This is a genomic window from Pseudomonas plecoglossicida NBRC 103162 = DSM 15088 (assembly GCF_000730665.1).
In the GTDB taxonomy this organism is placed as follows: Bacteria; Pseudomonadota; Gammaproteobacteria; order Pseudomonadales; family Pseudomonadaceae; genus Aquipseudomonas; species Aquipseudomonas plecoglossicida.
Genome location: NZ_BBIV01000027.1, coordinates 1 through 21,974, shown reverse-complemented (window position 1 = coordinate 21,974; position 21,974 = coordinate 1). Strand labels below are relative to the sequence as shown.

Below are 21,974 nucleotides of genomic sequence, written 5' to 3'. Positions count from 1 at the left end.
TGCGAGGCTCTGCGGCGGGGTGACTATGCCGGGATTATGGGCGAAACGACCGGCCAGCGGCAAACCGGCTATGCTCGCAGCATGATGCCTTTCGCCGAGCTGCACGACCTGCCCCGCCAATTGCGCCGCCCCGCCGTGCGCGACCTGGCCTGGACCCTGCTGTCGCCACCGCTGCTGAGCGCCCCACCCTGCCCCCAGCGCCATCCGCTGACCGGCAGCGCCTGGGCGGCCGATCCCCAGCGTCTGAAGGACTGGCTGCAGGGGCTCGATGCCGACGACCAGCCTTTGCGCGAGTGGCTGTCGAAGCTCAACAGCCGTCGTTTGGGCCTGTACTACGAAAGCCTGTGGCAGTTTGCCTTGGGCCAGGCGCCGGGCATCGATTTGCTGGCAGCCAACCTGGCAATCCGCGACCACAACCGGACCCTGGGCGAACTGGACATCCTGCTGCGCGACGACGACGGCACCCATCACCTGGAGTTGGCCATCAAGCTCTACCTGGGGCCGGCCGAGGGCGATGGCCATGATCCGGCGCAGTGGGTGGGCCCCGGTTGCCACGACCGGCTGGGGGACAAGCTGACCCACCTGACCCGCCACCAGTTGCCGATGTCGCAAGCGGCCCACAGCCGTGAGGCGCTGGCCGAGCTTGGCGTCCGGCAGGTGCAGTCACATCTGTGGCTGGCGGGTTACCTGTTCTACCCGTGGCCTGGCCATGCCGAACCGCCCGAAGGGGTCAACCCGCAGCAACTGCGTGGGCGCTGGATACGGCGTATGGATTGGCCGATGAGCGCAAGTGAACGCTGGCAGCCATTGCCCCGCCAAGCCTGGCTGGCACCGGCACGGGTCGAAGCGAGTGAGTGCTGGGCGCCAACGCAGTTCTCGGCATGGCAGACGGAACTGGACCCGCATGCACCGGCGCAGATGCTGGTCAGGCTGGAGATTGGCGCCGATGGCGTCTGGCATGAAGCCGAGCGGGTATTCCTGGTGGCCGATAGCTGGCCGCAATTGCCTGGACTCTAGGCGATAGGGCCGGTACAGACAACATGGATTTTCAGCGACCCAGCTCAAAGCTTTATTCTCTCCAGGCGGTTAAAGTGAAAGGCGAGCGCCGCCAAGAGCGCCACCCTAGACCTGATGACGAGGACCGCCCATGGTTTCATCCACCCCCGCGAACCACTATTCGCGCCTGTCCATCGCCCTGCACTGGCTGATGCTGGTGCTGCTGGCCGCCGTGTATGCCTGCATCGAATTGCGCGGACTGTTCCCCAAGGACAGCGCCGAGCGCAACCTGATGAAGGACCTGCATTTCATGCTGGGCCTGACCGTGTTCGTGCTGGTCTGGCTGCGCCTGGCCATGCGTCTGATCCGCCCGGCACCACCGATCGTGCCCAAGCCGCCAGCCTGGCAGACCGGCCTGGCGCACCTGATGCACCTGGCACTGTACCTGCTGATGATTGGCCTGCCCCTGGCCGGCTGGCTGATTCTCAGCGCTGCCGACAAGCCGGTGCCCTTCTATGGCCTGGAGCTGCCGCACCTGATCGGGCCGGACCCGGACCAGGCCAAGTTCATCAAGGGCTGGCATGAGCGCGTGGCGACCTGGGGTTATTGGCTGATCGGCCTGCATGCACTGGCCGGGCTCTATCATCACTACGTGCAGCGCGACAACACGCTGCTGCGCATGCTGCCCTACAAGTAACCGCGTCGCCCCTGCAGGCCACCGGTATGCAGGAAGATCAGGCGGGTGCCGGGCGCGAAACGTCCGGCCTCGACCTGGTCCCGCAGGGCCAGCAGGGCCTTGCCCGTATAGAGCGCTTCCAACGGCAAGCCCGTATCGCCTTCTGTTTCGTCGATGAATGCCAAGAGGTCATCGTCGACCCTGGCGAAGCCGCCACGGCAGGCCGCGTGCAGCTGGTAACCGCGTGTACCCGCCAGCGCCGCCACCGTCTCAGGCACACCATGATCCCATGGCACAGCCAGGGCGCCATGCACCTCATGCGCCCCCGCCTCGGCCAGCACAAGGCCAGCCAACGTGGTCCCCGTGCCGACAGCCAGCCACCAGGCGTCATGATCCGACCAGCCCAGTGCGGCCAATTGCGCCCGGGCCTGCTCGACGATCAATGCACACCCTTGCGCTCCAGCCAGCCCGCCACCGCCTTCGGGGATGCAGTGCCAACGTGGGTACCGGGCCTGCCAAGGCGCCCAGAACCCGGCCTCGTGACGGGCGCGGTAGCCACCATAGCCAAGCCAGTGCAGCTGCATGCCCAGCGCCTGCAGATCTCGCACCGTGGAGGTGTCCTGGGCGTGACCGCGCAGCAAGCCTACGGTTTCGAAACCGAAGCGCTTGCCTGCGGCGGCCAGGGCGTGGAGGTGGTTGGAATGGTTGCCGCCGATGCTGATCAGCCCTGGGGCGTCGGCTTCATGGGCTTGCTGCAGGTGGTGGCGCAGCTTGAACCATTTGTTGCCGCTGATCAGCGGGTCGATCAGGTCAAGGCGCAGGATGGCGACCTGGATGTGGGCGGCGTCCAGCCATGGCAGGCGCAAGGGCTGCAGTGGGGCTTGAGGGAGATCCAGGAAATGAGCGGTCATGGACGGCAGTCTACAGGGAAAACCTGGGGCCGCTGCGTGCCCCATCGCCGGCAAGCCGGCTCCCACCTGTACCCCGCTCATCATCTGTAGGAGCGGCCTTGTGTCGCGAAAGGGCCGCGAAGCGGCCCCCGACTATCTCAAAGCTCAGCCGCCAACCGCGACCCTTGGTTGATCGCCCGCTTGGCATCCAACTCCGCCGCCACGTCCGCACCACCGATCAGGTGCACCGACTGCCCCGCCGCCAACAGCCCTTCGTGCAGCTCGCGCAGCGGCTCCTGCCCGGCGCAGATCACCACGTTGTCCACCGCCAACACCTGCGGCTCGCCCTCGCCGACCCGGATGTGCAGCCCCGCATCATCGATCCCCAGGTACTCGACGCTGTTGAGCATCTGCACGTGCTTGTTCTTCAGCCCGGTACGGTGGATCCAGCCAGTGGTCTTGCCCAGACCGTCACCGACCTTGGACTTCTTGCGCTGCAGCAGATACACCTGGCGCGCCGGCGCCTGCGGCTGGGCCCTGACCCCCGCCACACCACCGCGCGCCTCGAGCTGGGTGTCGATGCCCCACTCCTTCCAGAAGGCATCGCGGTCCTGGCTGGTGGCCACGCCCCGGTGCACCAGGTACTCGGAAACATCGAAACCGATACCGCCGGCACCGATCACCGCGACCGCCTCGCCCACCGGCTTGCGCTCGAGCAGTACGTCCAGGTAGTTGAGCACCTTGGCATGCTCGACCCCGGGAATGGCCGGCGTGCGCGGGGCAATGCCGGTGGCCAGGATGACCTCGTCATAACCACCGTCCACCAGCGCTTGTACATCGACCCGGGTATTGAGGCGAAGGTCGACGCCGGTGCTTTTCACTTTGTTGCGGAAGTAGCGCAAGGTCTCGAAGAACTCCTCCTTGCCGGGCACGCGCTTGGCGACATTGAACTGGCCGCCGATTTCGCTTGCCGCGTCGAACAGGGTCACCGCGTGGCCCCGTTCAGCAGCCACGGTAGCCGCTGCCAGGCCAGCCGGACCGGCGCCAACCACAGCGATGCGCTTGACAATGCGCACAGGCAAGTAGTTGAGCTCGGTTTCATGGCAGGCGCGCGGGTTGACCAGGCAACTGGTCAGCTTGCCACCGAAGATGTGATCCAGGCAGGCCTGGTTGCAGCCGATGCACGTGTTGATCTCATCGCTGCGCCCTTGCGCCGCCTTGTTGACGAAGTCCGGGTCAGCCAGGAACGGCCGGGCCATCGAAACCATGTCGGCATCGCCGTCGGCCAACACAGCCTCGGCAACGTCCGGCGTGTTGATCCTGTTCGTGGTGATCAGCGGTATACCCACTGTACCGCGCAGTTTGGCGGTGACCTTGGTGAAGGCCGCCCGCGGCACCTTGGTGGCAATGGTCGGCACCCGTGCTTCGTGCCAGCCGATGCCCGTGTTGATGATCGTCGCGCCAGCCTGCTCGATCGCCTTGGCTAGTAGCTCGATTTCGTCCCAAGTGCTGCCGCCCTCGACCAGATCGAGCATCGACAAGCGGAAGATGATGATGAAATTCGGGCCTACCGCCTCACGCACGCGGCTGACGATTTCCACTGCCAGGCGCATGCGGTTCTCGTAGCTGCCGCCCCAGCGGTCGTCGCGATGATTGGTATGCGCAGCCAGGAACTGGTTGATGAAATAGCCTTCCGAGCCCATGACCTCGACACCATCGTAACCGGCAATCTGGGCCAGCGTGGCGCAACGGACGAAGTCGCCAATCTGTTTCTCGATGCCGGCTTCATCCAGCGCTTTGGGCGTGAAGGGGTTGATCGGTGCCTGAATTGCGCTGGGGGCAACCAGCTTGGGGCTGTATGCATAGCGCCCGGTATGCAGGATCTGCATGCAGATCTTGCCGCCTTCGGCATGCACCGCCTCGGTGATGAGGCGATGCTTGGCGGCCTCTTCTTCGGTGGTGAGCTTGGCCGCGCCGGTGTAGCCGACGCCTTCTTCGTTGGGCGCGATACCTCCGGTCACGATCAGCCCGACACCGCCGCGGGCGCGCTCGGCAAAATAGGCCGCCATGCGCTCGAAGCCACCTGGGCGCTCTTCGAGGCCAGTGTGCATCGAGCCCATCAGGGTACGGTTGCGCAAGGTGGTGAAGCCCAGGTCGAGCGGGGCCAGCAAGTGCGGATAACGGTCGGCAGCCATGGAACGGTTCCCCATGTGGCGTGATCACGGAATGCGGGTACCTCGCGGGTCCCGTCGTTTATGCCAACGACATTAAACAGCCGTTTGAATGCGCTCAATGATCGTAACTGACAACTTATTGATCCTCCTGCACAGCAGGACTACCCTAGGAAACCTTTGGTCTACTCGGCGCCACCAAGCTGCATGCGAAAACTCCTGACAAGCGCCCTCGCGCTGGTGATGATCGCCGCTCTGTGCGGCTACGGTTTCTGGACTCAGCAACGGCCGGAAGGCCATTACCTGTCCGACTTGCGCATCGAGCTGGCACTCAATCATGGCGTGCCTGGTGAGCGTGGCAACCTGCTGGGCATCGAACCGCTGCTCTACCCCAGCGACTACCAGAACCTGCAACGCCTGCACCGCAAGCTCGCGGCCTACCTCGAACAAGCCCGCGCCGAGGGCCTGATCGGCCCGCGCACGGTGGTGGTGCTGCCGGAGCACATCGGCACCTGGCTATGGGCCCGCGGCGAGAAGAACGAGCTGTACCAGGTGACCCACAGCCGCGAGGCGGAACAGTGGCTGGAGCTGAGCAACCCGCTGCGCTATGGCTTGGCGATGTTGCGGGCCAGCGGCGATGACCGCCGTGCCGACGCCCACTTGCGCATGAAGGCCAAGCAGATGGCCAGCGACTACCAGCAACTGTTCGGCAGCCTGGCCCGGGAGTTCGGCGTGACCCTGGTGGCCGGCTCGATCGTGCTGCCCGCCCCCTATGTGGAACAGGGTGTACTGCATGCCGGCAGCGGCCCACTGTTCAACAGCTGCCTGGTGTTTGCCACCGACGGCTCATTGCTGGGCCAGCCTCAGCGACAGCAATACCCCGACAGCGAAGTGCGACGCTACATCCATCATGGCCGGCACTTCCCGCTGCAAGTGCTGCAGACGCCGGCCGGACGCCTGGGCGTTCTCATCGGCAGTGACAGCTGGTATCCGGAGAATCAACGCCAGCTGGAGCAACAGCAGGTACAACTGATTGCCAACCCTGCCTTTCTCAGCGGCAAAGGCAGTTGGGAGGCCCCTTGGCGTGGCAACCGCCACCAGGACGCAGCGCAGGAGCTCGTCCTGCAACGCGGCGAGGTCAGCGAGCAAGCGGCCTGGCAGCGCCTGACCCAAGCCGCAGACAACGGCATCAGCAGCATGAGCGTATTCATGCGCGGGCAGTTCTGGGAACAGGGCAGTGATGGCCAGGGCTTCGCCCACCAGGCGGGTGCGCTGTTCGCGGGCCCGCCCAGCCCTGGCGCACGCCTGCTCAACCTGTGGCTGTAAGGCAATGACCCGTCCCCGCGTGCGCTTGGGCGACCTGTCTGTCGGCTTCGTCCAGCCCCTGGCCGAAGCCTTGCGCGAACTGGGCCACGACCCAACCCCTCTGCTTCGCCGTTACGGGCTGGACGCGACACGCCTGGCCGAAGCCTGCGGTCGCCTGTCGATCCCCCGCTACATGCACCTGGGGCATGCCGCCATCACGCTGTGCGGACAGCCGGCGCTGGGCTTGCACATGGGGCGTTTGAGCCGGCTGGCCCAGGCCGGCCTGGCAGGTGTCACCGCAGCCCAGGCCCCGACTCTCGGCGAAGCTGCGCGCACCTTGCTGCGCTTCGAACCGCTGTATGCCGCCAATTATCGAGGTCATTCACGTTTTGTCGAAGACCCTCACGGGGCCTGGCTGCGCTTCTATTCGATCAGCCCCTACAACGCCTACAACCGGTTCGTGGTCGATTCGCTATTGTCCGGCTGGCTGGCCCAACTGGGCGCCCTGGCCGGGAGCACGCTGCAGGCGGATCGGCTGGAAGTGGAATTCGAAGCGCCCGACTATGCCGCCCAGTACCCGCCGCTGTGCAGCAGCGCGGTGCAATTTGCTGCCAGCGCCAACCAGCTGCGCCTGAGCCGCGCCACGCTGGACCTGCCCAACCCCCAGCATTGCCCGAGCACCTGGCAGCACCTGCTGCAATTGTGTGAGGACGAACTGCTTCAGCGCACCCGGGTGCGCAGCCTGGGCGAGCGCATCACCCACCTGCTCGGCCCGCTGCTCAATGGCGGTCGTGAACCGGACCTGGAGGAAGTGGCGCTGCACCTGCAACTGCCCACCTGGACCTTGCGGCGCAAACTGGCCGAAGAAGGCACGCGGTTTCGCAGCCTGCTCAACGACACGCGGCGCGACCTGGCCGAGACCTACATCCGCGACACGGAACTGGCCTTTGGCGAGATCGCCTATCTGCTGGGGTTTGCATCGGCCGAGGCCTTCCAGCGCGCATTCAAGCGCTGGACAGGCATCACACCGGGGGAATTTCGCCGCAACCAGCGGCGAGTGGGCTAAAGCTCGGTAGCGTCTTCGGCCGGTTCAGGGGTATCCAGCTCATAGGCCTGGTATTCGAGCAGCTCTTCCTGATAGTCATCCATCGCCTGCGTCTTCTTCACTCAAAGTCTTCGTTGGTCATGCCTTCACGCTAAGTGAGCGGGATGAAGGCATGATGACAAGCCCATGAGTGGTAAACGTAGCAGGCACCTGGAAAGTCATCCCCTGGCATCTGTAACGAAGGAATTCAAGAACCTGTGTTGTCGCCGCTCGCTGGCGAGGCTGGCGTAGCTTCGGCAGGCGGCGCATCCTGCTGCACCTGGATCGGCGCAGCCTCTGACGGCGGTGCCAGCGGTTGCGAGCCTTGGCTGTCATCAACCACCGGCGCCGCTACCGCCTCGCTTGCTGGCGCAACTGCCGCAGGCTCGGGAGTGGGCTGTGGCTGTGGCTGTGGCGCTGGCGTCGCTGCAGCCTGCTCCGGCAATCCGAGCTCAGGCGCAGGCTTCTCGGCCTTGGGCGCTGGCGCCTCGACCTTCTTGCTGAGTTTCTTCGGCTTGGGCAGGTAACTTTCCACCAGCGCGAAATAACGCTCGTAGAACTGCGGCGCGGTCACCGTCTCGCTGGCGACCTTGACCATGGAGTCGTCGCTGGAACCGATCGGCATCGACACCGAACCCAGAATCCCTACACCCAGGCTGGCCGAGGTGTTGGATTTTTTCAACGCATAGCGGTCCTGCAGGGCGTTGGCGAACACGGTCGAGCGCTGCTCGTCACTGCTGTCCGGCGCGCAGGTCACGCTGAAACTGATCTGCAGGTGGTTCTCGTTGTTCTGCTGGAAACTCTTGTTACCGGCAATCTGGTTGGGGCCACTGTTGGTGATGATGTACCCCTGGCTCAGCAGCGCGCGCCGGGCCGCTTCGCAGGACCCTGCATCGCTGATGGGGAAACTGCGCGAGTAGGTACCCGAGTCATCGAAGTTCTCATGCTCGTAGATCGCGGCTTTTTTCGAGGAGCAACCGGTCACGCCCGCCAGCACCAGGGCCAGCCCGAGCGCACCGTAGACGGAAGATCTGGTCATTGCGAATTCCGGGTAAGTCGAGAAGGGTCTATTGTGCATCACTGCACCGGGTCACTGAAACCGTTCATCAGTGAAGAGTCTGTCAGCATCGTGTAAATGTCGATCGCACTGGCCCGGAAACGAAAAAAGCGACCCTAAGGTCGCTTTCTCGTTTTGCTTCGAGGCGTTCAAGGGGCCTCGAGGCGAAGATGGCGCAGCGGACGGGACTCGAACCCGCGACCCCCGGCGTGACAGGCCGGTATTCTAACCGACTGAACTACCGCTGCGTATCATCCAGGCTTGCGCCCGGTTGAAACCTGGGTCTACCCTTCCGGCGCTCAAGGCCTCAGGGTAGGCACAAAAAAAGCGACTCGGTGTTCGCTTCTCTTGTGTTTGCAACGAGGTGTTCATGGGACCTCGAAGCGAAGATGGCGCAGCGGACGGGACTCGAACCCGCGACCCCCGGCGTGACAGGCCGGTATTCTAACCGACTGAACTACCGCTGCGTATCGTTCAGGCTTGCGCCCGATTGAAACTGGGATCAGCCTCAGGCACGTTCGCCTTTGGCTTCAGACCGGTGCCAGGCACCCATCTGTTACTTGAAAATGGCGCAGCGGACGGGACTCGAACCCGCGACCCCCGGCGTGACAGGCCGGTATTCTAACCGACTGAACTACCGCTGCGCAGTGTGGACTTGCGTCCTGTTCCTCTCTGGCTCTTGGCTTCTTTCGAAACCTGTTGCACCAGGAACATCTCAGGAAGTGGTGGGTGATGACGGGATCGAACCGCCGACCCTCTGCTTGTAAGGCAGATGCTCTCCCGGCTGAGCTAATCACCCTCGCGATGTTGCTTGTTGCGTTTGCTTCGCTGAGGCCGCGAAATTTACGCAGGTACCGATGCTAAGTCAATAGCCCCGTTGAATTTTTTCTTTCAGCTGCAAGTTTCAAGCTGCAAGCCGCAAGAAAAAGCCAAGTGCCGTCGTCCTTTCATTTTCCGCACCCTGCAAATGACGAAGGGACCTCGCGGTCCCTTCTTGCAGCTTGCAGCTTGCAGCTTGCAGCTTGTAGCTCACGTGTAGATCATCTTGCGGGTCATGCCGCCATCGACCACGAACTCCTGGCCGGTGACGAACGCCGCCTGACGCGACAGCAACCAGGCGACCATGGCCGCGACATCTTCCACGGTCCCTACCCTGCCTGTCGGGTGCTGGGCATGGTCGGCCTCGGTCAAGGGCTCGGCACGGCGCTGCGACGGGTCACGGGCGTCGATCCAGCCCGGGCTCACCGCATTGACGCGAATCTCGGGCCCCAGGCTCATGGCCAGGGCATGGGTCAGCGCCATGAGGCCGCCCTTGCTCGCCGCGTAGGCTTCGGTGTCCGGTTCGGACTGCCGGGCCCGGGTCGAGGTCAGGTTGACGATCGCGCCATTGTGCGCACGCAGGTACGGCGCGCAATGCTTGGCCAGCAGCATCGGACCATTGAGGTTGACTGCCAGCACCCGGTTCCATTGCGCCAGGCTCAAGCTTTCCAGGGTATGGTTGTGCGGATTGGCGATGGCTGCGTTGCACACCAGCGCATCCAGCCGCCCGAACTGCCCGAGCACCTGCGACACGCCAGCGCTGACCTGGGCTTCATCGGAGACGTCCATGGTGATGAACCAGGCATTGTCGCCAAGGGCCTTGGCCACCTTGGCACCGCGCGGGCGGTCGAGGTCGCTGAGCACCACTTGCCAGCCTTCGCAGATCAACCAGGCAGCGATGCCCAGGCCGATGCCGCGTGCGGCACCGGTCACCAGGGCTACCCGGCCGTTATGGCCCGGCGCGCCACCCTTCCAGTCGATCACAGTGCCGCCAGCCCACGGGCCAGGTCCGCCTGCAGGTCGGCCACGTCTTCAAGGCCTACGGCAACGCGGATCAAGCTGTCGCGAATACCCGCAGCCTCACGCTCCTGCGGCGTCAGACGGCCGTGGGAGGTGGTGGCCGGGTGGGCGATGGTGGTCTTGCTGTCACCCAGGTTGGTGGTGATGGAAATCACCCGCGTGGCATCGATGAAGCGCCAGGCGCCCTCTTTGCCGCCTTTGACCTCGAAGCTGACCACCGCCCCGAAGCCGCTCATCTGGCGCTTGGCCAGTTCATGCTGCGGGTGGCTCGGCAGGCCGGCGTAATGGACCTTCTCCACCCCTTCCTGCTGCTCCAGCCATTCGGCCAGGCGCTGGGCGCTCTCGCAGTGCGCACGCATGCGCAGCTTCAGGGTTTCAAGGCCCTTGGTGAAGATCCAGGCGTTGAATGGACTGAGGGTCGGGCCAGCGGTGCGCAGGAAGCCCACCACTTCTTTCATCTGCTCGCTGCGTCCTGCGACCACACCGCCCATGCAACGGCCCTGGCCGTCGATGAACTTGGTGGCCGAGTGGAACACGATGTCGGCACCGAGCTTGAGCGGCTGCTGCAAGGCTGGAGTGCTGAAGCAGTTGTCGACCACCAGCATGGCGCCGCGGGCGTGGGCGATTTCGCTGAGGGCGGTGATATCGACCAGCTCGGCCAGCGGGTTGGACGGCGACTCGACGATCAGCAGCTTGGTGTTGGCCTTGATGGCTTTTTCCCAACCGTTCAGGTCGACCAGCGGCACATAGTCCACCTGCAGGCCAAAGCGCTTGAAGTACTTCTCGAACAGGCTGATGGTCGAGCCGAACACGCTCTGCGACACCAGCACATGGTCACCGGCGCTGCACAGCGACATCACCACGGCGAGGATCGCCGCCATGCCGGTGGAGGTGCCCACGGCCTGCTCGGCACCTTCCATCGCCGCCAGGCGCTCTTCGAAGACTCGCACCGACGGGTTGGTGTAACGCGAATAGACATTGCCCGGCGTTTCGCCAGCAAAGCGCGCGGCTGCATCTGCAGCCGTGCGGAACACATAGCTGGAGGTCAGGAACAGCGCTTCGCTGTGCTCTGCCTCCGGTGAACGGCTCTGACCGGCGCGCACCGCAAGGGTATCGAAACCGACACCCTCGAGGTCACTGTCCAGTCGCCCGGCATCCCATTGATCTGTCATGCCGCTGCTCCCTGATCAGTTGTTGTAGAGGTCGATGATCGCGCTGACAGCCTGGTTCTTCACCTTGGCCAGGTCGTTACGGGCCTGCTCGATGCGTTCCAGGTAGGCCTCGTCGATGTCGCCGGTGACGTACTCACCATTGAACACCGCGCAATCGAAGTGCTCGATCTTGATCTTGCCGCCACCGACCGAGTCGATCAGGTCAGGCAGGTCCTGGTAGACCAGCCAGTCGGCACCGATCAACTCGGCCACCTGTTCGGTGGTACGGTTGTGGGCGATCAGTTCGTGAGCGCTCGGCATGTCGATGCCGTAGACGTTGGGGTAGCGCACCGCGGGGGCCGCGGAGCAGAAGTAGACATTCTTGGCGCCGGCTTCGCGGGCCATCTGGATGATCTGCTTGCAGGTGGTGCCGCGCACGATCGAGTCGTCGACCAGCATCACGTTCTTGCCGCGGAACTCCAGCTCGATGGCATTGAGCTTCTGGCGCACCGATTTCTTGCGCGCGGCCTGGCCGGGCATGATGAAGGTACGGCCGATGTAGCGGTTCTTGACGAAGCCTTCGCGGAACTTGACGCCGAGCCGGTTGGCCAGCTCAAGCGCGGCCGTGCGGCTGGTGTCCGGGATCGGGATGACCACATCGATGTCGTGTTCCGGACGCTCGCGCATGATCTTGTCGGCGAGCTTCTCGCCCATGCGCAGACGCGCCTTGTACACCGAGATACCGTCGATGATCGAATCAGGGCGGGCCAGGTAGACGTGCTCGAAGATGCACGGCTGCAGGTTCGGGTCTTGCGCGCACTGCTTGGTGTAGAGCTGGCCTTCCTCGGTGATGTACACCGCTTCGCCCGGCGCCAGGTCACGGATCAGGGTGAAGCCGAGCACGTCCAGGGCCACGCTTTCCGAGGCGATCATGTATTCCACGCCTTCGTCGGTGTGACGCTGGCCGAACACCACCGGGCGGATGCCGTTGGGGTCGCGGAAGCCGACGATGCCGTAGCCGGTGATCATCGCCACCACCGCGTAACCGCCAACACAGCGGCTGTGTACGTGGGAAACCGCAGCGAACACGTCTTCTTCGGTCGGCTGCAGCTTGCCGCGCACGGCCAGCTCATGGGCGAACACGTTCAGCAGCACTTCCGAGTCGGAGTTGGTGTTGACGTGGCGCAGGTCGGACTCGTAGATCTCCTTGGCCAGCTGCTCGACGTTGGTCAGGTTGCCGTTGTGCGCCAGGGTGATGCCGTAGGGCGAGTTGACATAGAACGGCTGGGCCTCGGCCGAGGTCGAGCTGCCCGCGGTCGGGTAGCGCACGTGGCCGATACCCATGTGGCCCACCAGACGCTGCATGTGGCGCTGCTGGAAGACGTCGCGCACCAGGCCATTATCCTTGCGCAGGAACAACCGGCCATCGTGGCTGGTCACGATACCAGCAGCGTCCTGGCCGCGGTGCTGGAGGACCGTAAGCGCGTCATACAGCGCCTGATTGACGTTCGACTTACCGACGATACCGACGATGCCACACATGCGACGCAACCCCTACATTGATGAAACTTGCACGAAAGGCGCTCAAGGCTTTGCGGGCCCGAGCAACTGTTCCTTGAACGGGAGATCAGCAGGAGCGCTGATCACCCCACTGGACATCCACTGGCTGGTGAAACCCAGGATCAGGTTTTTAGACCAGTCAGCGACCAATAGAAATTGTGGTATCAGGCGTGATTCCTGCCACCAGGTATCTTGTTGCACCGGCCCCAGGCTCAGCAGGCCGATAGCCACCACCACCAGCAACGCCCCGCGCGCGGCACCGAAGGCCATGCCGAGGAATCGATCGGTACCGGACAACCCTGTCACGCGAATCAGCTCGCCGACCAGGAAGTTGACCATGGCACCGACCAGCAAGGTGGCGACGAACAGAATGGCGCAGCCACCGATGATGCGCATCGACGGGGTCTGGATATAGCTTTCAAGGTACACCGAGAGCGAGCCGCCGAACATCCAGGCTACCGCACCGGCAATGATCCAGATGAGCAGGGACAAGGCTTCCTTGACGAAGCCGCGTTTGAGACTGATCAGTGTGGAAACGGCGATGATCGCGATGATCGCCCAATCAACCCAGGTAAATGCCACGGTGCTGCCTGCAGACGTTTGAGGCGGCGCATTTTACCAGAGCGACGGGCTTGGGGTAAGCGGAATGTCAGGTCGTTTGGCAGATACCCGTTTGCGCCGCAGGCCCGCTCCCACGGGCTTTTCGTGGACTCGAAAGTCAGGAAAAACCCACGGGAGTGATGGCCAGGCGACCACTCCCGAGCCTTAGCCGCGCTCCGGCTGGAAGCGCACCACAATCCCTTTCAGGTTCTGCTGCCGATTGATCACGTCGCGCAGCTTGTCAGCCTCGGCACGCTCGATCAATGGCCCGACATACACCCGGTTCAAGCCACCGGCTGAACGAATGTAGGCATTGTAGCCCTGGCTGCGCAGGGTCTTCTGCAAGCTCTCGGCACCGGCGCGGTTGGAAAGGCTGGCGACCTGGATCGACCAGCTGACCGGCAAGCCGTTGGCATCGATCTTCGACGGTGCGGTCGTGGTTGCTGCCGGCGCGGGGGTTGCAGCCGGACGAGGCTCAACCTTGGGCGCCGGTTTCGGCACGGGCGTTTGCGGCTTGGGCTGGACCTGTGCCTGCGGCGATGGCGTGATCGGCTGGCTCGGTGTAACCACCGGCGCGGCGGACTCGTTGACCACTACAGGAGGTTGTTGCGGCTCTTCCGGCAGCGCTTGCGGCTCGGGGACGGCAACCGGCTCCACCTTGACCTCAGGCTGGCTGGGCATCGTCGGGGCCTGCGGGACCTCGACGCGCACCTGGCGCATCTCGTCCTCGCGGGTGAACAGCATGGGCAGGAAGATCACCGCCAGCGCCACCAGCACCAATGCACCCACCATGCGCTGTTTCATCCCTTTATCCAGCACTGCCATCTACTCACCCCTCCAGGGCCTGACGCTCCAGCCACTGCAGGGCTTGGGCGACACAGAAAAACGAACCGAACAGTAGAATCTGGTCCTGCGCCGTCGCCTGCGCGCACTGCCCTTCAAGGGCAGCGTCGACACTGGCATAAGACTTCACCGCTTCACCGCGGTTCGTCAAGGCACTGACAAGCTCGGCGGCCGGACGGCTGCGAGGCGTGTCCAGTGGCGCAACAGCCCAATCGTCGACCAGGCCCTGCAGCGGCGCGATGACGCCCTCCAGATCCTTGTCGGCAAGCAGCCCGAACACCGCCAGCCGGCGCCCCTTCAGGGGCCGCGCTGCCAAGCGGCGCGCGAGGTAGTCGGCGGCATGCGGGTTATGCCCGACATCCAGCAGCAACGTGACCCGCTTGCCCTGCCATTCGAATTCACGGCTGTCCAGACGGCCGGTCATGCGCGTGTCAAGCAGCGCCTGGCGGATCTGCCGCTCATCCCACGACAACCCCATCAGCAGGTAGGCCTGGACTGCCAGAGCGGCGTTTTCCATCGGCAGGTCGAGCAACGGCAGGTCGCGCAGCACCACCTCGGCACCCTGCGCCGTGGTGCCGCGCCAGTGCCAGACACCTTCGGCACAGGCAAGGTCGAAGTCGCGACCACGCAGGAACAGCGGTACCGCCAGTTCATGAGCCTTGTCCAGCAGCGGCTGGGGCGGGTTCAGGTCGCCGCACAGCGCCGGTTTGCCCTGGCGGAAGATGCCGGCCTTTTCGAACGCGACCAACTCGCGGGTATCGCCCAGGTAATCGACATGATCGACACCGATGCTGGTGACCAGCGCCAGGTCGGCATCCACCACATTGACGGTATCCAGGCGCCCGCCCAGCCCCACTTCGAGCACCACGGCATCCAGCCCAGACTGCTTGAACAGCCAGAACGCCGCCAGGGTACCCATCTCGAAGTAAGTCAGGGAGATCTCGCCCCGCGCCGCTTCCACGGCAGCGAAGGCCTCGCACAAGCGCCCATCGCTGGCTTCCTGGCCATCGATGAGCACCCGCTCGCTGTAGCGCAGCAGGTGAGGCGAACTGTAAACACCCACCTTGAGGCCCTGGGCTCGCAGCATTGAAGCGACGAACGCGCAGGTCGAACCCTTGCCGTTGGTACCGGTGACTGTCACCACACGCGGTGCCAGCGTGCCCAGCTGCAGCCGGGCAAGCACCTTCTGCGAACGCTCCAGGCCCATGTCGATGGCCGAGGGATGCAACTGTTCGAGGTAGGCGAGCCACTCGCCCAGGTTGCGCTCCGTCATCACGCGACCGCAGCCGCCTCACGCGCCTGCTCTGGCGTTTCCTGGCCGGTCATCTGCGCCAGCAGACGAGCCAGGCGTGGGCGCAGCTCGCCACGCGAGATGATCAGGTCGATGGCGCCGTGCTCCAGCAGGAACTCGCTGCGCTGGAAACCTTCCGGCAGCTTCTCGCGCACGGTCTGCTCGATCACACGCGGGCCGGCGAAGCCGATCAGCGCCTTCGGCTCACCGACGATGACGTCGCCCAGCATCGCCAGACTGGCGGAAACACCGCCATAGACCGGGTCGGTCAGCACGGAGATGAACGGGATGCCTTCTTCACGCAGGCGCGCCAGAACGGCCGAGGTCTTGGCCATCTGCATCAGCGAGATCAGCGCTTCCTGCATGCGCGCGCCACCAGAAGCCGAGAAGCAGACCATCGGGCAGCGGTTTTCCAGCGCGTGGTTGGCGGCGCGGACGAAGCGCTCACCGACGACGGCACCCATGGAGCCGCCCATGAACGAGAACTCGAAGGCACTGACCACGATCGGCATGCCCATCAGGGTACCGCTCATGGAGATCAGCGCGTCTTTCTCGCCGGTCTGCTTCTGCGCAGCGGTCAGGCGGTCCTTGTACTTCTTGCCGTCACGGAACTTCAGGCGGTCGACCGGCTCGAGGTCGGCGCCCAGCTCGGCACGGCCTTCCGCGTCGAGGAAGATGTCGATACGGGCACGTGCGCCAATACGCATGTGGTGGTTGCACTTGGGGCAGACATCCAGGGTCTTTTCCAGCTCCGGACGATACAGCACGGCCTCGCAGGCCGGGCACTTGTGCCACAGCCCTTCTGGCACCGAGCTCTTCTTCACCTCGGAACGCATGATCGAAGGGATCAGTTTGTCGACTAACCAGTTGCTCATGCTTTATTTCTCCAGTATTGGCGGGCGGGGACCGATCTGGCCGGCCATGCCCTGCCCTTTGAGCTCAAATTCTTCTATGAAACGATGACGGCCCGGCCACAGGGACTGCCTGCATACCGCGCCGTCTTCAATGTGTGCGTCGGCTGCCCGGCATGCCGGCAGCCACCCCACAGGGCTGCGATAGCTATGGACGATGGCGCGCAGCCAGCCGTCACATCTGGCGTCACGCCTGTTTCACCGCGCGCAGGAACGCTTCGATCTTTGCGGCATCCTTGATGCCCTTGGCCTGTTCCACGCCACCGCTGACATCCACCGCATACGGCCGAACCTGGGCAATCGCCTGGCCTACGTTATCGGCCGACAAGCCGCCGGCGAGAATGATCGGCTTGCTCAGGCGCGCCGGCACCAACGACCAGTCGAACGCCTCGCCGGTACCACCAGGCACGCCGGCCACATAGGTGTCGAGGAGGATGCCACGGGCACCTGCATAGTGCTGGCAGGCCGCTTCCAGATCGTCACCGGGGCGCACGCGCAGGGCCTTGATCCAGGGGCGATGGTAACCCTCGCAATCGGCCGGGGTTTCGTCGCCGTGGAACTGTAGCAGGTCCAACGGCACCACTTCGAGAATCTCGTCGAGCTCACAGCGCGAGGCATTGACGAACAGGCCCACGGTGGTCACGAACGGCGGCAGCTCGGCGATGATTGCCCGCGCCTGGCGCACATCCACGGCACGCGGGCTCTTGGCATAGAAGACGAAGCCGATGGCATCGGCGCCGGCTTCGGCGGCAGCCAGTGCGTCCTCGATGCGGGTGATCCCGCAGATCTTGCTGCGAACGTTGCTCATGGACTGCAAACCTTGAGTGGACAGTGAAAGGCCCGATGGTAGCAAATGACTTTTCGCCCGTCAGTCAGACAGTGCCTCGTAGCCGGTCAGAAAGTGTGGGCCAATGTAACGTTGCGGCAACTGGAACTCCTCGGGGTACTCCACCTGCACCAGGTACAGGCCGTAGGGATGCGCCGTGACGCCGCCCTCGCGGCGGTTGCGCCCCTCCAGCACCTCGCGGGCCCAGCTGACGGGGCGCTCACCGGCACCGATGGCCATCAGCACCCCCGCGATGTTGCGCACCATGTGGTGCAGGAAGGCAGTGGCGCGAACATCCAGCACGATCATCTGGCCATGACGGGTGACGCGCAGGTGATGAATGTGCTTGATCGGTGACTTGGCCTGGCACTGGCTGGCACGGAAGGCACTGAAGTCGTGGGTGCCGAGCAGGTACTGGGCAGCTTGCGCCATGCGCTCGACATCCAGCGGGCGGTGGTTCCAGGTGACTTCCTCGGCCAGGTGCGCCGGGCGGATGGGGTCGTTGTAGATGACGTAGCGGTAACGCCGGGCGCACGCCTTGAAGCGGGCATGGAAGTCCGCCGGCATCGGCCGCGACCAGACCACACTGATATCGTGGGGCAGGTTGAAGTTGGTGCCCAGGGTCCAGGCGCGCTCATCGCGCACGGCGCTGGTGTCGAAATGCACGATCTGGCCGCAGCCGTGCACGCCGGCATCGGTGCGACCGGCGCACACCACGCTGACCGGCTCGTTGGCCACCTTCGACAGCGCTTGCTCCAACGCCTGCTGGACGCTCGGCACGCCACTGGCCTGGCGCTGCCAGCCACGGTAGCGCGAGCCCTTGTATTCCACGCCCAGGGCAATGCGGGTAAGACCTTCGGCAGCGGATTCGGAGGCGGTGGTATCGATGATGTCCAAGAGCGTGAAACCTGTGGGGTGGTACGGAATGGCGCGATTATAACGACAACGGCAGCCTTGTTGGGCTGCCGTTGGTTTGCTGCTGCCTGCAAGGACCTCAGACCAGCCGGGAGAGCATTTCCTCTGCCTCCAGGCGCTGACTGTCATCGCCATCCTTGACCACTTCGTCGAGGATGTCACGGGCACCCTGGTGGTCGCCCATGTCGATGTAGGCTCGCGCCAGGTCGAGCTTGGTGGCTACCTCGTCGCTGCCGGAGAAGAAGTCGAAGTCCAGGTCATCCAGCGGGTCGGGCTCCTGGGCGGCATCGGCGGCGGTGAAGTGCTGCTCCAGCGATGGCGATTCGAGGCTCTGCGAGAGCCTGTCCAGCTCGGCGTTGACGTCGTCCAGCTCCGAGGCGAAGCTTTTGGCCGCCGGCGATTCGTCGTCCAGCGAAAGCGACAGGTCGAAGTCCTCCGGCAGCTCCAGCTCGGAAATCGGATCGAATTCGCCGATCGCATCGAAGGCGGCCAGTTCGGCAGCAACGTCCACAGGTTCCTCGGGCTCAGCGACATCGGTCACAGGCTCACCGATATCGAGGTCGAAATCGGCCAGGTCGTCGATGCCCTGCGGCTCTGGCTCGGGCTCGGCCTGCACCTGAGCCTGGGCCAGCAAGGCTTCGAAGTCTTCATCGGCGTCGGTCTGCGGTTCGGCAACCGCCTCCACATGCGGCTGCGCCACGGCAGTTTCATCCAGCATCGGCGGCTCGAGCGGGTCGCTTTGGCCCAGCTCATCACCCAGATCAAGGTCGAAAGCACTGTCCAGGTCGTTGTCATCAAGGACCGAGGTTTCGACGAACGCCTCGGCTGCCGCGTCAAGATCCGGCTCGGTCGCGGCAGCCACAGCCGGCTGCTCTTCGACGACAGCTTGCGACTCGGCTTCAACCGCTGCTTCGGGCTGATCCTGCAGCAATCCCTGTACGTACTGCTCATCCATTTCAGCGGCCAGCGCCGCCGCCCCCAGACCCGCAGCGGCAACGCCGACCATGGCCGGGAAACGCTCCTTCAGGGCACTGACCTGAACAGTGTTCTGTTCGCTGCCCGGCAGCTTGCGCTCCTGCTCGACGAAGGCACTGTGATCGCCTTGGCGGGCATAGACTTCCATCAACTTCAAGCGCAAGCCGTCATGCTCGGGCTGCGCGGCGACTGCCGTCTCCAGCAGGTCGGCCGCGTGATTGAGGCGCCCGCGAGCCAGGCTCTGCTCGACTTCGGCCAGCAGCTCGGCATTGGCATCCTGCACGGGAGCAGCGGGAGCCGGCTCGGCAACTTTCTCCGCGGCAACCGCCGCCGCAGCCGAAGCTGCCACCACGGCCGGCGACAAGGTAACGCTCGGCGCGGCTACATCCAGGTTGTCGAAGCTGCTCGGCGACAGGTCGAAGTCCGGGTTGCGCTCACTTTCCTCGGCCAGCGCACGCGCCATGCGCAGGTGCTTTTCAGCCTCTTGTTGGGCTTTGCGCTTGCGCGCCAGCAACAGCAGCAACAACAGCAGGACGAGGAATGCGGAGCCGGCGACCAGGCCGAGCACCAGCGGATTGCCCAGCATCTGGTCCAATGCACTCGGTTGCTGCGTGGCAGGCGCAGGCTCACTGGCCGGTGCCGCCTCAGGCGCTGTATCGACAGCCGCAGGCGGCGGCGTCACCACGGCCTCGGCGCCCTGCGCCTCCAGGCGGGCCAGTTGGTCGTTCTTCAGCTGGATGAGCCGCTGCAGCTTGTCGAGCTGGCTCTGCAGATCGGTCATCCGGCTCTTGAGTTCTTCATTGTTGCGCCGGCTGGTGTCCAGGCTTTCCTCGGCCACGGCCAGCTTGTCGTTGATCACCTTGGTATTGCTGGCGCCAGCCTGGTTACCCGGGCTGACCAGGCGCAGGTTATCACCCTGGGCAATGCGCTCGGGTGCTGCATCGGCGGCCCCCCGGCGGGTGGCATCGAGCTGCCGCGCACGCGGACCCAGGCGCCGACCTTCGCGCCAGGCCGCATACTGCTCGGCAACTTCGCGATTGGCCTCGCCCTGGGGGACGCTCTGGACCTGTTGCTGGTCAGGCAGGCGCAATACCTGGCCCACCTTCAACTGGTTGATGTTGTTGCCGATGAACGCATCCGGGTTCAGCGCCTGGATGGCGATCATGGTCTGCTGCACCGAACCGCCGCCCTGGGTATTGCGGGCGGCGATCTGCCACAAGGTATCGCGGCGTTTGGTGGTGTAGCTGCCAGCGCTGCTGACCGCGGGGTTCACGTTCGCCGCCGCAGGCTCCTGGCCTTGGGCCTTGGCCTGGTCGAGCAGCACGCTGTAGTCACGCAGCAGGCGGCCCTGGGGCCACATCACCTGGACCAGGAACTTGACCACCGTTCCGGGCAGCGGCTGGCTGGAGGTGACCCGCAGCACACTCTTGCCATTGGGATTGATCACCGGGGTGAAGGTCAGGTCCTCGAGATAGGTCGGATACGCCACCCCAGCCTTGCTGAACTCCTCCGGCGGCGCCAGGCTCGGCGCCACTTCGGCAGCGGTCAGGTCGCGCACATCGAGCAATTCGATCTCGGCGTCCAGCGGCTGGTTCTGTGCCGACTTGAGTGTCAGCTCACCCAACCCCAGGGCATTCGCCATGCCAGACGACAGCGCCGACGCTGCCGCCACGGCCAAAACCAGTTTGCGAATTCGAAGCATGACCTCTTCCCTTGTATGAATCGTCCAGCAAACCCGTAGGCACGCGGGACAAAAGTGCTCGCCAGTATCTTTTACACCATGTGTTTTATCAACAATTGCGCCACCTGCACGGCATTCAGCGCGGCGCCCTTGCGCAGGTTGTCGGTGGTCAGCCAGAGGTTGAGTTGCTGTTGCTCATCTATTCCTTGGCGCACACGACCAACATAGACCACGTCTTGCCCCACTGCGTCACCAACCGGTGTCGGATAATCATCGCGCTCGACCAACTCGATGCTGTCGGCGGCTTCGAGGGCCTGGTTGACGGAGTCCAGGTCCACAGGCTCCCCGCTCTGGACCGCCACACTGAAGCTATCGCCGAAAAACACCGGGACTTGAATGCAGGTCACGGAAATCTTCAGTTCGGGCAACCCCAGCAGCGCGCGTAGCTCGCCAACCAGGCGCTGCTCCAGCCCGGTATGGCCGTGCTCGTTGACGCCACCTACCTGGGCCAGCAGGTTGAAGGCCACCTGGCGATCGAAGAAGCGAGGCTCCAGCGGGCGGGCATTGAGCAGCTCGGCAGTCTGCCGGGCCAGCTCGTTGACCGCTTCACGCCCTTGGGCGGACACCGCCAGCGCGGCCATGACCTGGACCCGCTCGATGTCCAGCAGGCCCTTGAGCGGCGCCAGGGCGACGGCCAGGGCAACGGCGGCGGAGCTGGGGCTGGAAAGACGCGCCGGCAGTTCAAGGTTGGCGAGGCAATCGGCGTTGGCTTCCGGCACTACTGCCACTGCGTCGTCCAGGCCGCCGGACAGGTCGATGACCGTGCAGCCTGCCTGGGCGGCCTTGTCGGCGAAGCTGCGGCTGACGGCGGGGCTGGCTGCGAAAAATGCCAGTTTGACCTGAGCGAAGTCGAAGCTGTCCACTTCGCGGACTTTGATCTTCTTGCCGGCGAACATCACGCTGCTGCCCGCCGACTCCATGCTGGCCAGCAGGTGCAGGGTCGCAACCGGGAACTGCAGCTCTTCGAGGATCTGAACGAGGGTTTCACCGACGCTACCGGTGGCGCCGACGACGGCGATATCCAGGGGTTGGGTCATGACGGGGATCCTTTTGCTGAAACGGCGGGGGGGGCGGCACTTTACTTGGATTGTAGGGTTTTGTCTGTGCTGGTCGTGACAGTTTCGGCGCCTGTGAGACCGAGCG

The 21,974-nt window shown here is 64.3% G+C and carries 18 protein-coding genes and 4 tRNA genes; 4 read left to right on the top strand and 18 right to left on the bottom strand.

Annotation, left to right across the window (positions count from 1 at the left end; all coding sequences use genetic code 11):
• The first annotated feature begins 36 nt into the window (after positions 1-36).
• Together PPL01S_RS16100 and PPL01S_RS16095 are read left to right on the top strand one after the other, a co-directional pair.
• Positions 37-1,017 (top strand): DUF1853 family protein, encoded by a 981-nt coding sequence (locus tag PPL01S_RS16100; RefSeq protein WP_028626041.1) that lies wholly within the window; start codon positions 37-39, stop codon positions 1,015-1,017.
• 130 nt (positions 1,018-1,147) lie between these two features.
• On the top strand, positions 1,148-1,693 hold the full coding sequence (locus PPL01S_RS16095) for a cytochrome b (protein ID WP_016392996.1): 546 nt from the start codon (positions 1,148-1,150) through the stop codon (positions 1,691-1,693).
• Here PPL01S_RS16095 and PPL01S_RS16090 read toward each other — a convergent pair.
• Positions 1,684-2,583: a 1-aminocyclopropane-1-carboxylate deaminase/D-cysteine desulfhydrase gene (locus PPL01S_RS16090; RefSeq protein WP_028626040.1), complete on the bottom strand. Its 900-nt coding sequence runs from the start codon at positions 2,581-2,583 to the stop codon at positions 1,684-1,686. The two genes, PPL01S_RS16095 and PPL01S_RS16090, sit on opposite strands and share 10 nt — an antisense overlap.
• 137 nt (positions 2,584-2,720) lie before the next feature.
• Positions 2,721-4,757 (bottom strand): NADPH-dependent 2,4-dienoyl-CoA reductase, encoded by a 2,037-nt coding sequence (locus PPL01S_RS16085; protein ID WP_028626039.1) that lies wholly within the window; start codon positions 4,755-4,757, stop codon positions 2,721-2,723.
• Positions 4,758-4,940: 183 nt separating this feature from the next.
• Here PPL01S_RS16085 and PPL01S_RS16080 point away from each other — a divergent pair, with 183 nt between their 5' ends.
• Together PPL01S_RS16080 and PPL01S_RS16075 are read left to right on the top strand one after the other, a co-directional pair.
• Positions 4,941-6,059 (top strand): nitrilase-related carbon-nitrogen hydrolase, encoded by a 1,119-nt coding sequence (locus PPL01S_RS16080; protein ID WP_016392993.1) that lies wholly within the window; start codon positions 4,941-4,943, stop codon positions 6,057-6,059.
• 4 nt (positions 6,060-6,063) lie between these two features.
• Positions 6,064-7,104 carry an AraC family transcriptional regulator gene (locus tag PPL01S_RS16075; RefSeq protein WP_016392992.1) on the top strand — a complete coding sequence of 347 codons (1,041 nt, stop codon included), beginning with the start codon at positions 6,064-6,066 and terminating at the stop codon, positions 7,102-7,104.
• Between the two features lie 226 nt (positions 7,105-7,330).
• Here the strand turns inward: PPL01S_RS16075 and PPL01S_RS16070 are convergent, their stop codons facing one another.
• The 16 genes from PPL01S_RS16070 to PPL01S_RS15995 form a co-directional block, all read right to left on the bottom strand.
• Complete coding sequence (locus PPL01S_RS16070) at positions 7,331-8,161, bottom strand: DUF2242 domain-containing protein (RefSeq protein WP_016392990.1); 831 nt, start codon at positions 8,159-8,161, stop codon at positions 7,331-7,333.
• 189 nt (positions 8,162-8,350) lie between these two features.
• Positions 8,351-8,427 (bottom strand) — tRNA-Asp (locus tag PPL01S_RS16065).
• A gap of 142 nt (positions 8,428-8,569) precedes the next feature.
• Positions 8,570-8,646: transfer RNA gene (locus tag PPL01S_RS16060), tRNA-Asp, on the bottom strand.
• A 100-nt stretch (positions 8,647-8,746) separates the two neighbouring features.
• A tRNA-Asp gene (locus PPL01S_RS16055) sits at positions 8,747-8,823 on the bottom strand.
• A gap of 79 nt (positions 8,824-8,902) precedes the next feature.
• Positions 8,903-8,978 (bottom strand) — tRNA-Val (locus PPL01S_RS16050).
• Positions 8,979-9,208: 230 nt separating this feature from the next.
• Complete coding sequence (locus tag PPL01S_RS16045; protein WP_016392989.1) at positions 9,209-9,982, bottom strand: SDR family oxidoreductase; 774 nt, start codon at positions 9,980-9,982, stop codon at positions 9,209-9,211.
• The gene (locus PPL01S_RS16040; protein WP_016392988.1) at positions 9,979-11,190 is read right to left on the bottom strand and encodes an O-succinylhomoserine sulfhydrylase; all 1,212 of its coding nucleotides are present in this window, start codon (positions 11,188-11,190) and stop codon (positions 9,979-9,981) included. Before PPL01S_RS16040 ends, PPL01S_RS16045 begins: the two co-directional genes overlap by 4 nt.
• A 15-nt stretch (positions 11,191-11,205) precedes the next feature.
• Positions 11,206-12,711, bottom strand: a complete 1,506-nt coding sequence (purF, locus tag PPL01S_RS16035) for an amidophosphoribosyltransferase (protein WP_016392987.1) — start codon at positions 12,709-12,711, stop codon at positions 11,206-11,208.
• Positions 12,712-12,753: 42 nt separating this feature from the next.
• Positions 12,754-13,311, bottom strand: a complete 558-nt coding sequence (locus tag PPL01S_RS16030; RefSeq protein ID WP_016392986.1) for a CvpA family protein — start codon at positions 13,309-13,311, stop codon at positions 12,754-12,756.
• A gap of 183 nt (positions 13,312-13,494) precedes the next feature.
• Complete coding sequence (locus PPL01S_RS16025; protein ID WP_016392985.1) at positions 13,495-14,154, bottom strand: SPOR domain-containing protein; 660 nt, start codon at positions 14,152-14,154, stop codon at positions 13,495-13,497.
• Between the two features lie 4 nt (positions 14,155-14,158).
• Positions 14,159-15,445, bottom strand: a complete 1,287-nt coding sequence (gene folC, locus PPL01S_RS16020) for a bifunctional tetrahydrofolate synthase/dihydrofolate synthase (RefSeq protein WP_028626038.1) — start codon at positions 15,443-15,445, stop codon at positions 14,159-14,161.
• On the bottom strand, positions 15,445-16,338 hold the full coding sequence (gene accD / locus PPL01S_RS16015) for an acetyl-CoA carboxylase, carboxyltransferase subunit beta (protein WP_016392983.1): 894 nt from the start codon (positions 16,336-16,338) through the stop codon (positions 15,445-15,447). The genes folC and accD overlap by 1 nt, the downstream gene beginning before the upstream one ends.
• 223 nt (positions 16,339-16,561) lie before the next feature.
• Positions 16,562-17,182: a phosphoribosylanthranilate isomerase gene (locus tag PPL01S_RS16010; RefSeq protein WP_016392982.1), complete on the bottom strand. Its 621-nt coding sequence runs from the start codon at positions 17,180-17,182 to the stop codon at positions 16,562-16,564.
• A gap of 60 nt (positions 17,183-17,242) precedes the next feature.
• Positions 17,243-18,097 (bottom strand): tRNA pseudouridine(38-40) synthase TruA, encoded by an 855-nt coding sequence (gene truA, locus PPL01S_RS16005; protein WP_016392981.1) that lies wholly within the window; start codon positions 18,095-18,097, stop codon positions 17,243-17,245.
• A 97-nt stretch (positions 18,098-18,194) separates the two neighbouring features.
• On the bottom strand, positions 18,195-20,792 hold the full coding sequence (locus tag PPL01S_RS16000) for a motility hub landmark protein FimV (protein WP_028626037.1): 2,598 nt from the start codon (positions 20,790-20,792) through the stop codon (positions 18,195-18,197).
• A 71-nt stretch (positions 20,793-20,863) separates the two neighbouring features.
• Positions 20,864-21,868: an aspartate-semialdehyde dehydrogenase gene (locus PPL01S_RS15995; RefSeq protein WP_016392979.1), complete on the bottom strand. Its 1,005-nt coding sequence runs from the start codon at positions 21,866-21,868 to the stop codon at positions 20,864-20,866.
• Positions 21,869-21,974: the final 106 nt, after the last annotated feature.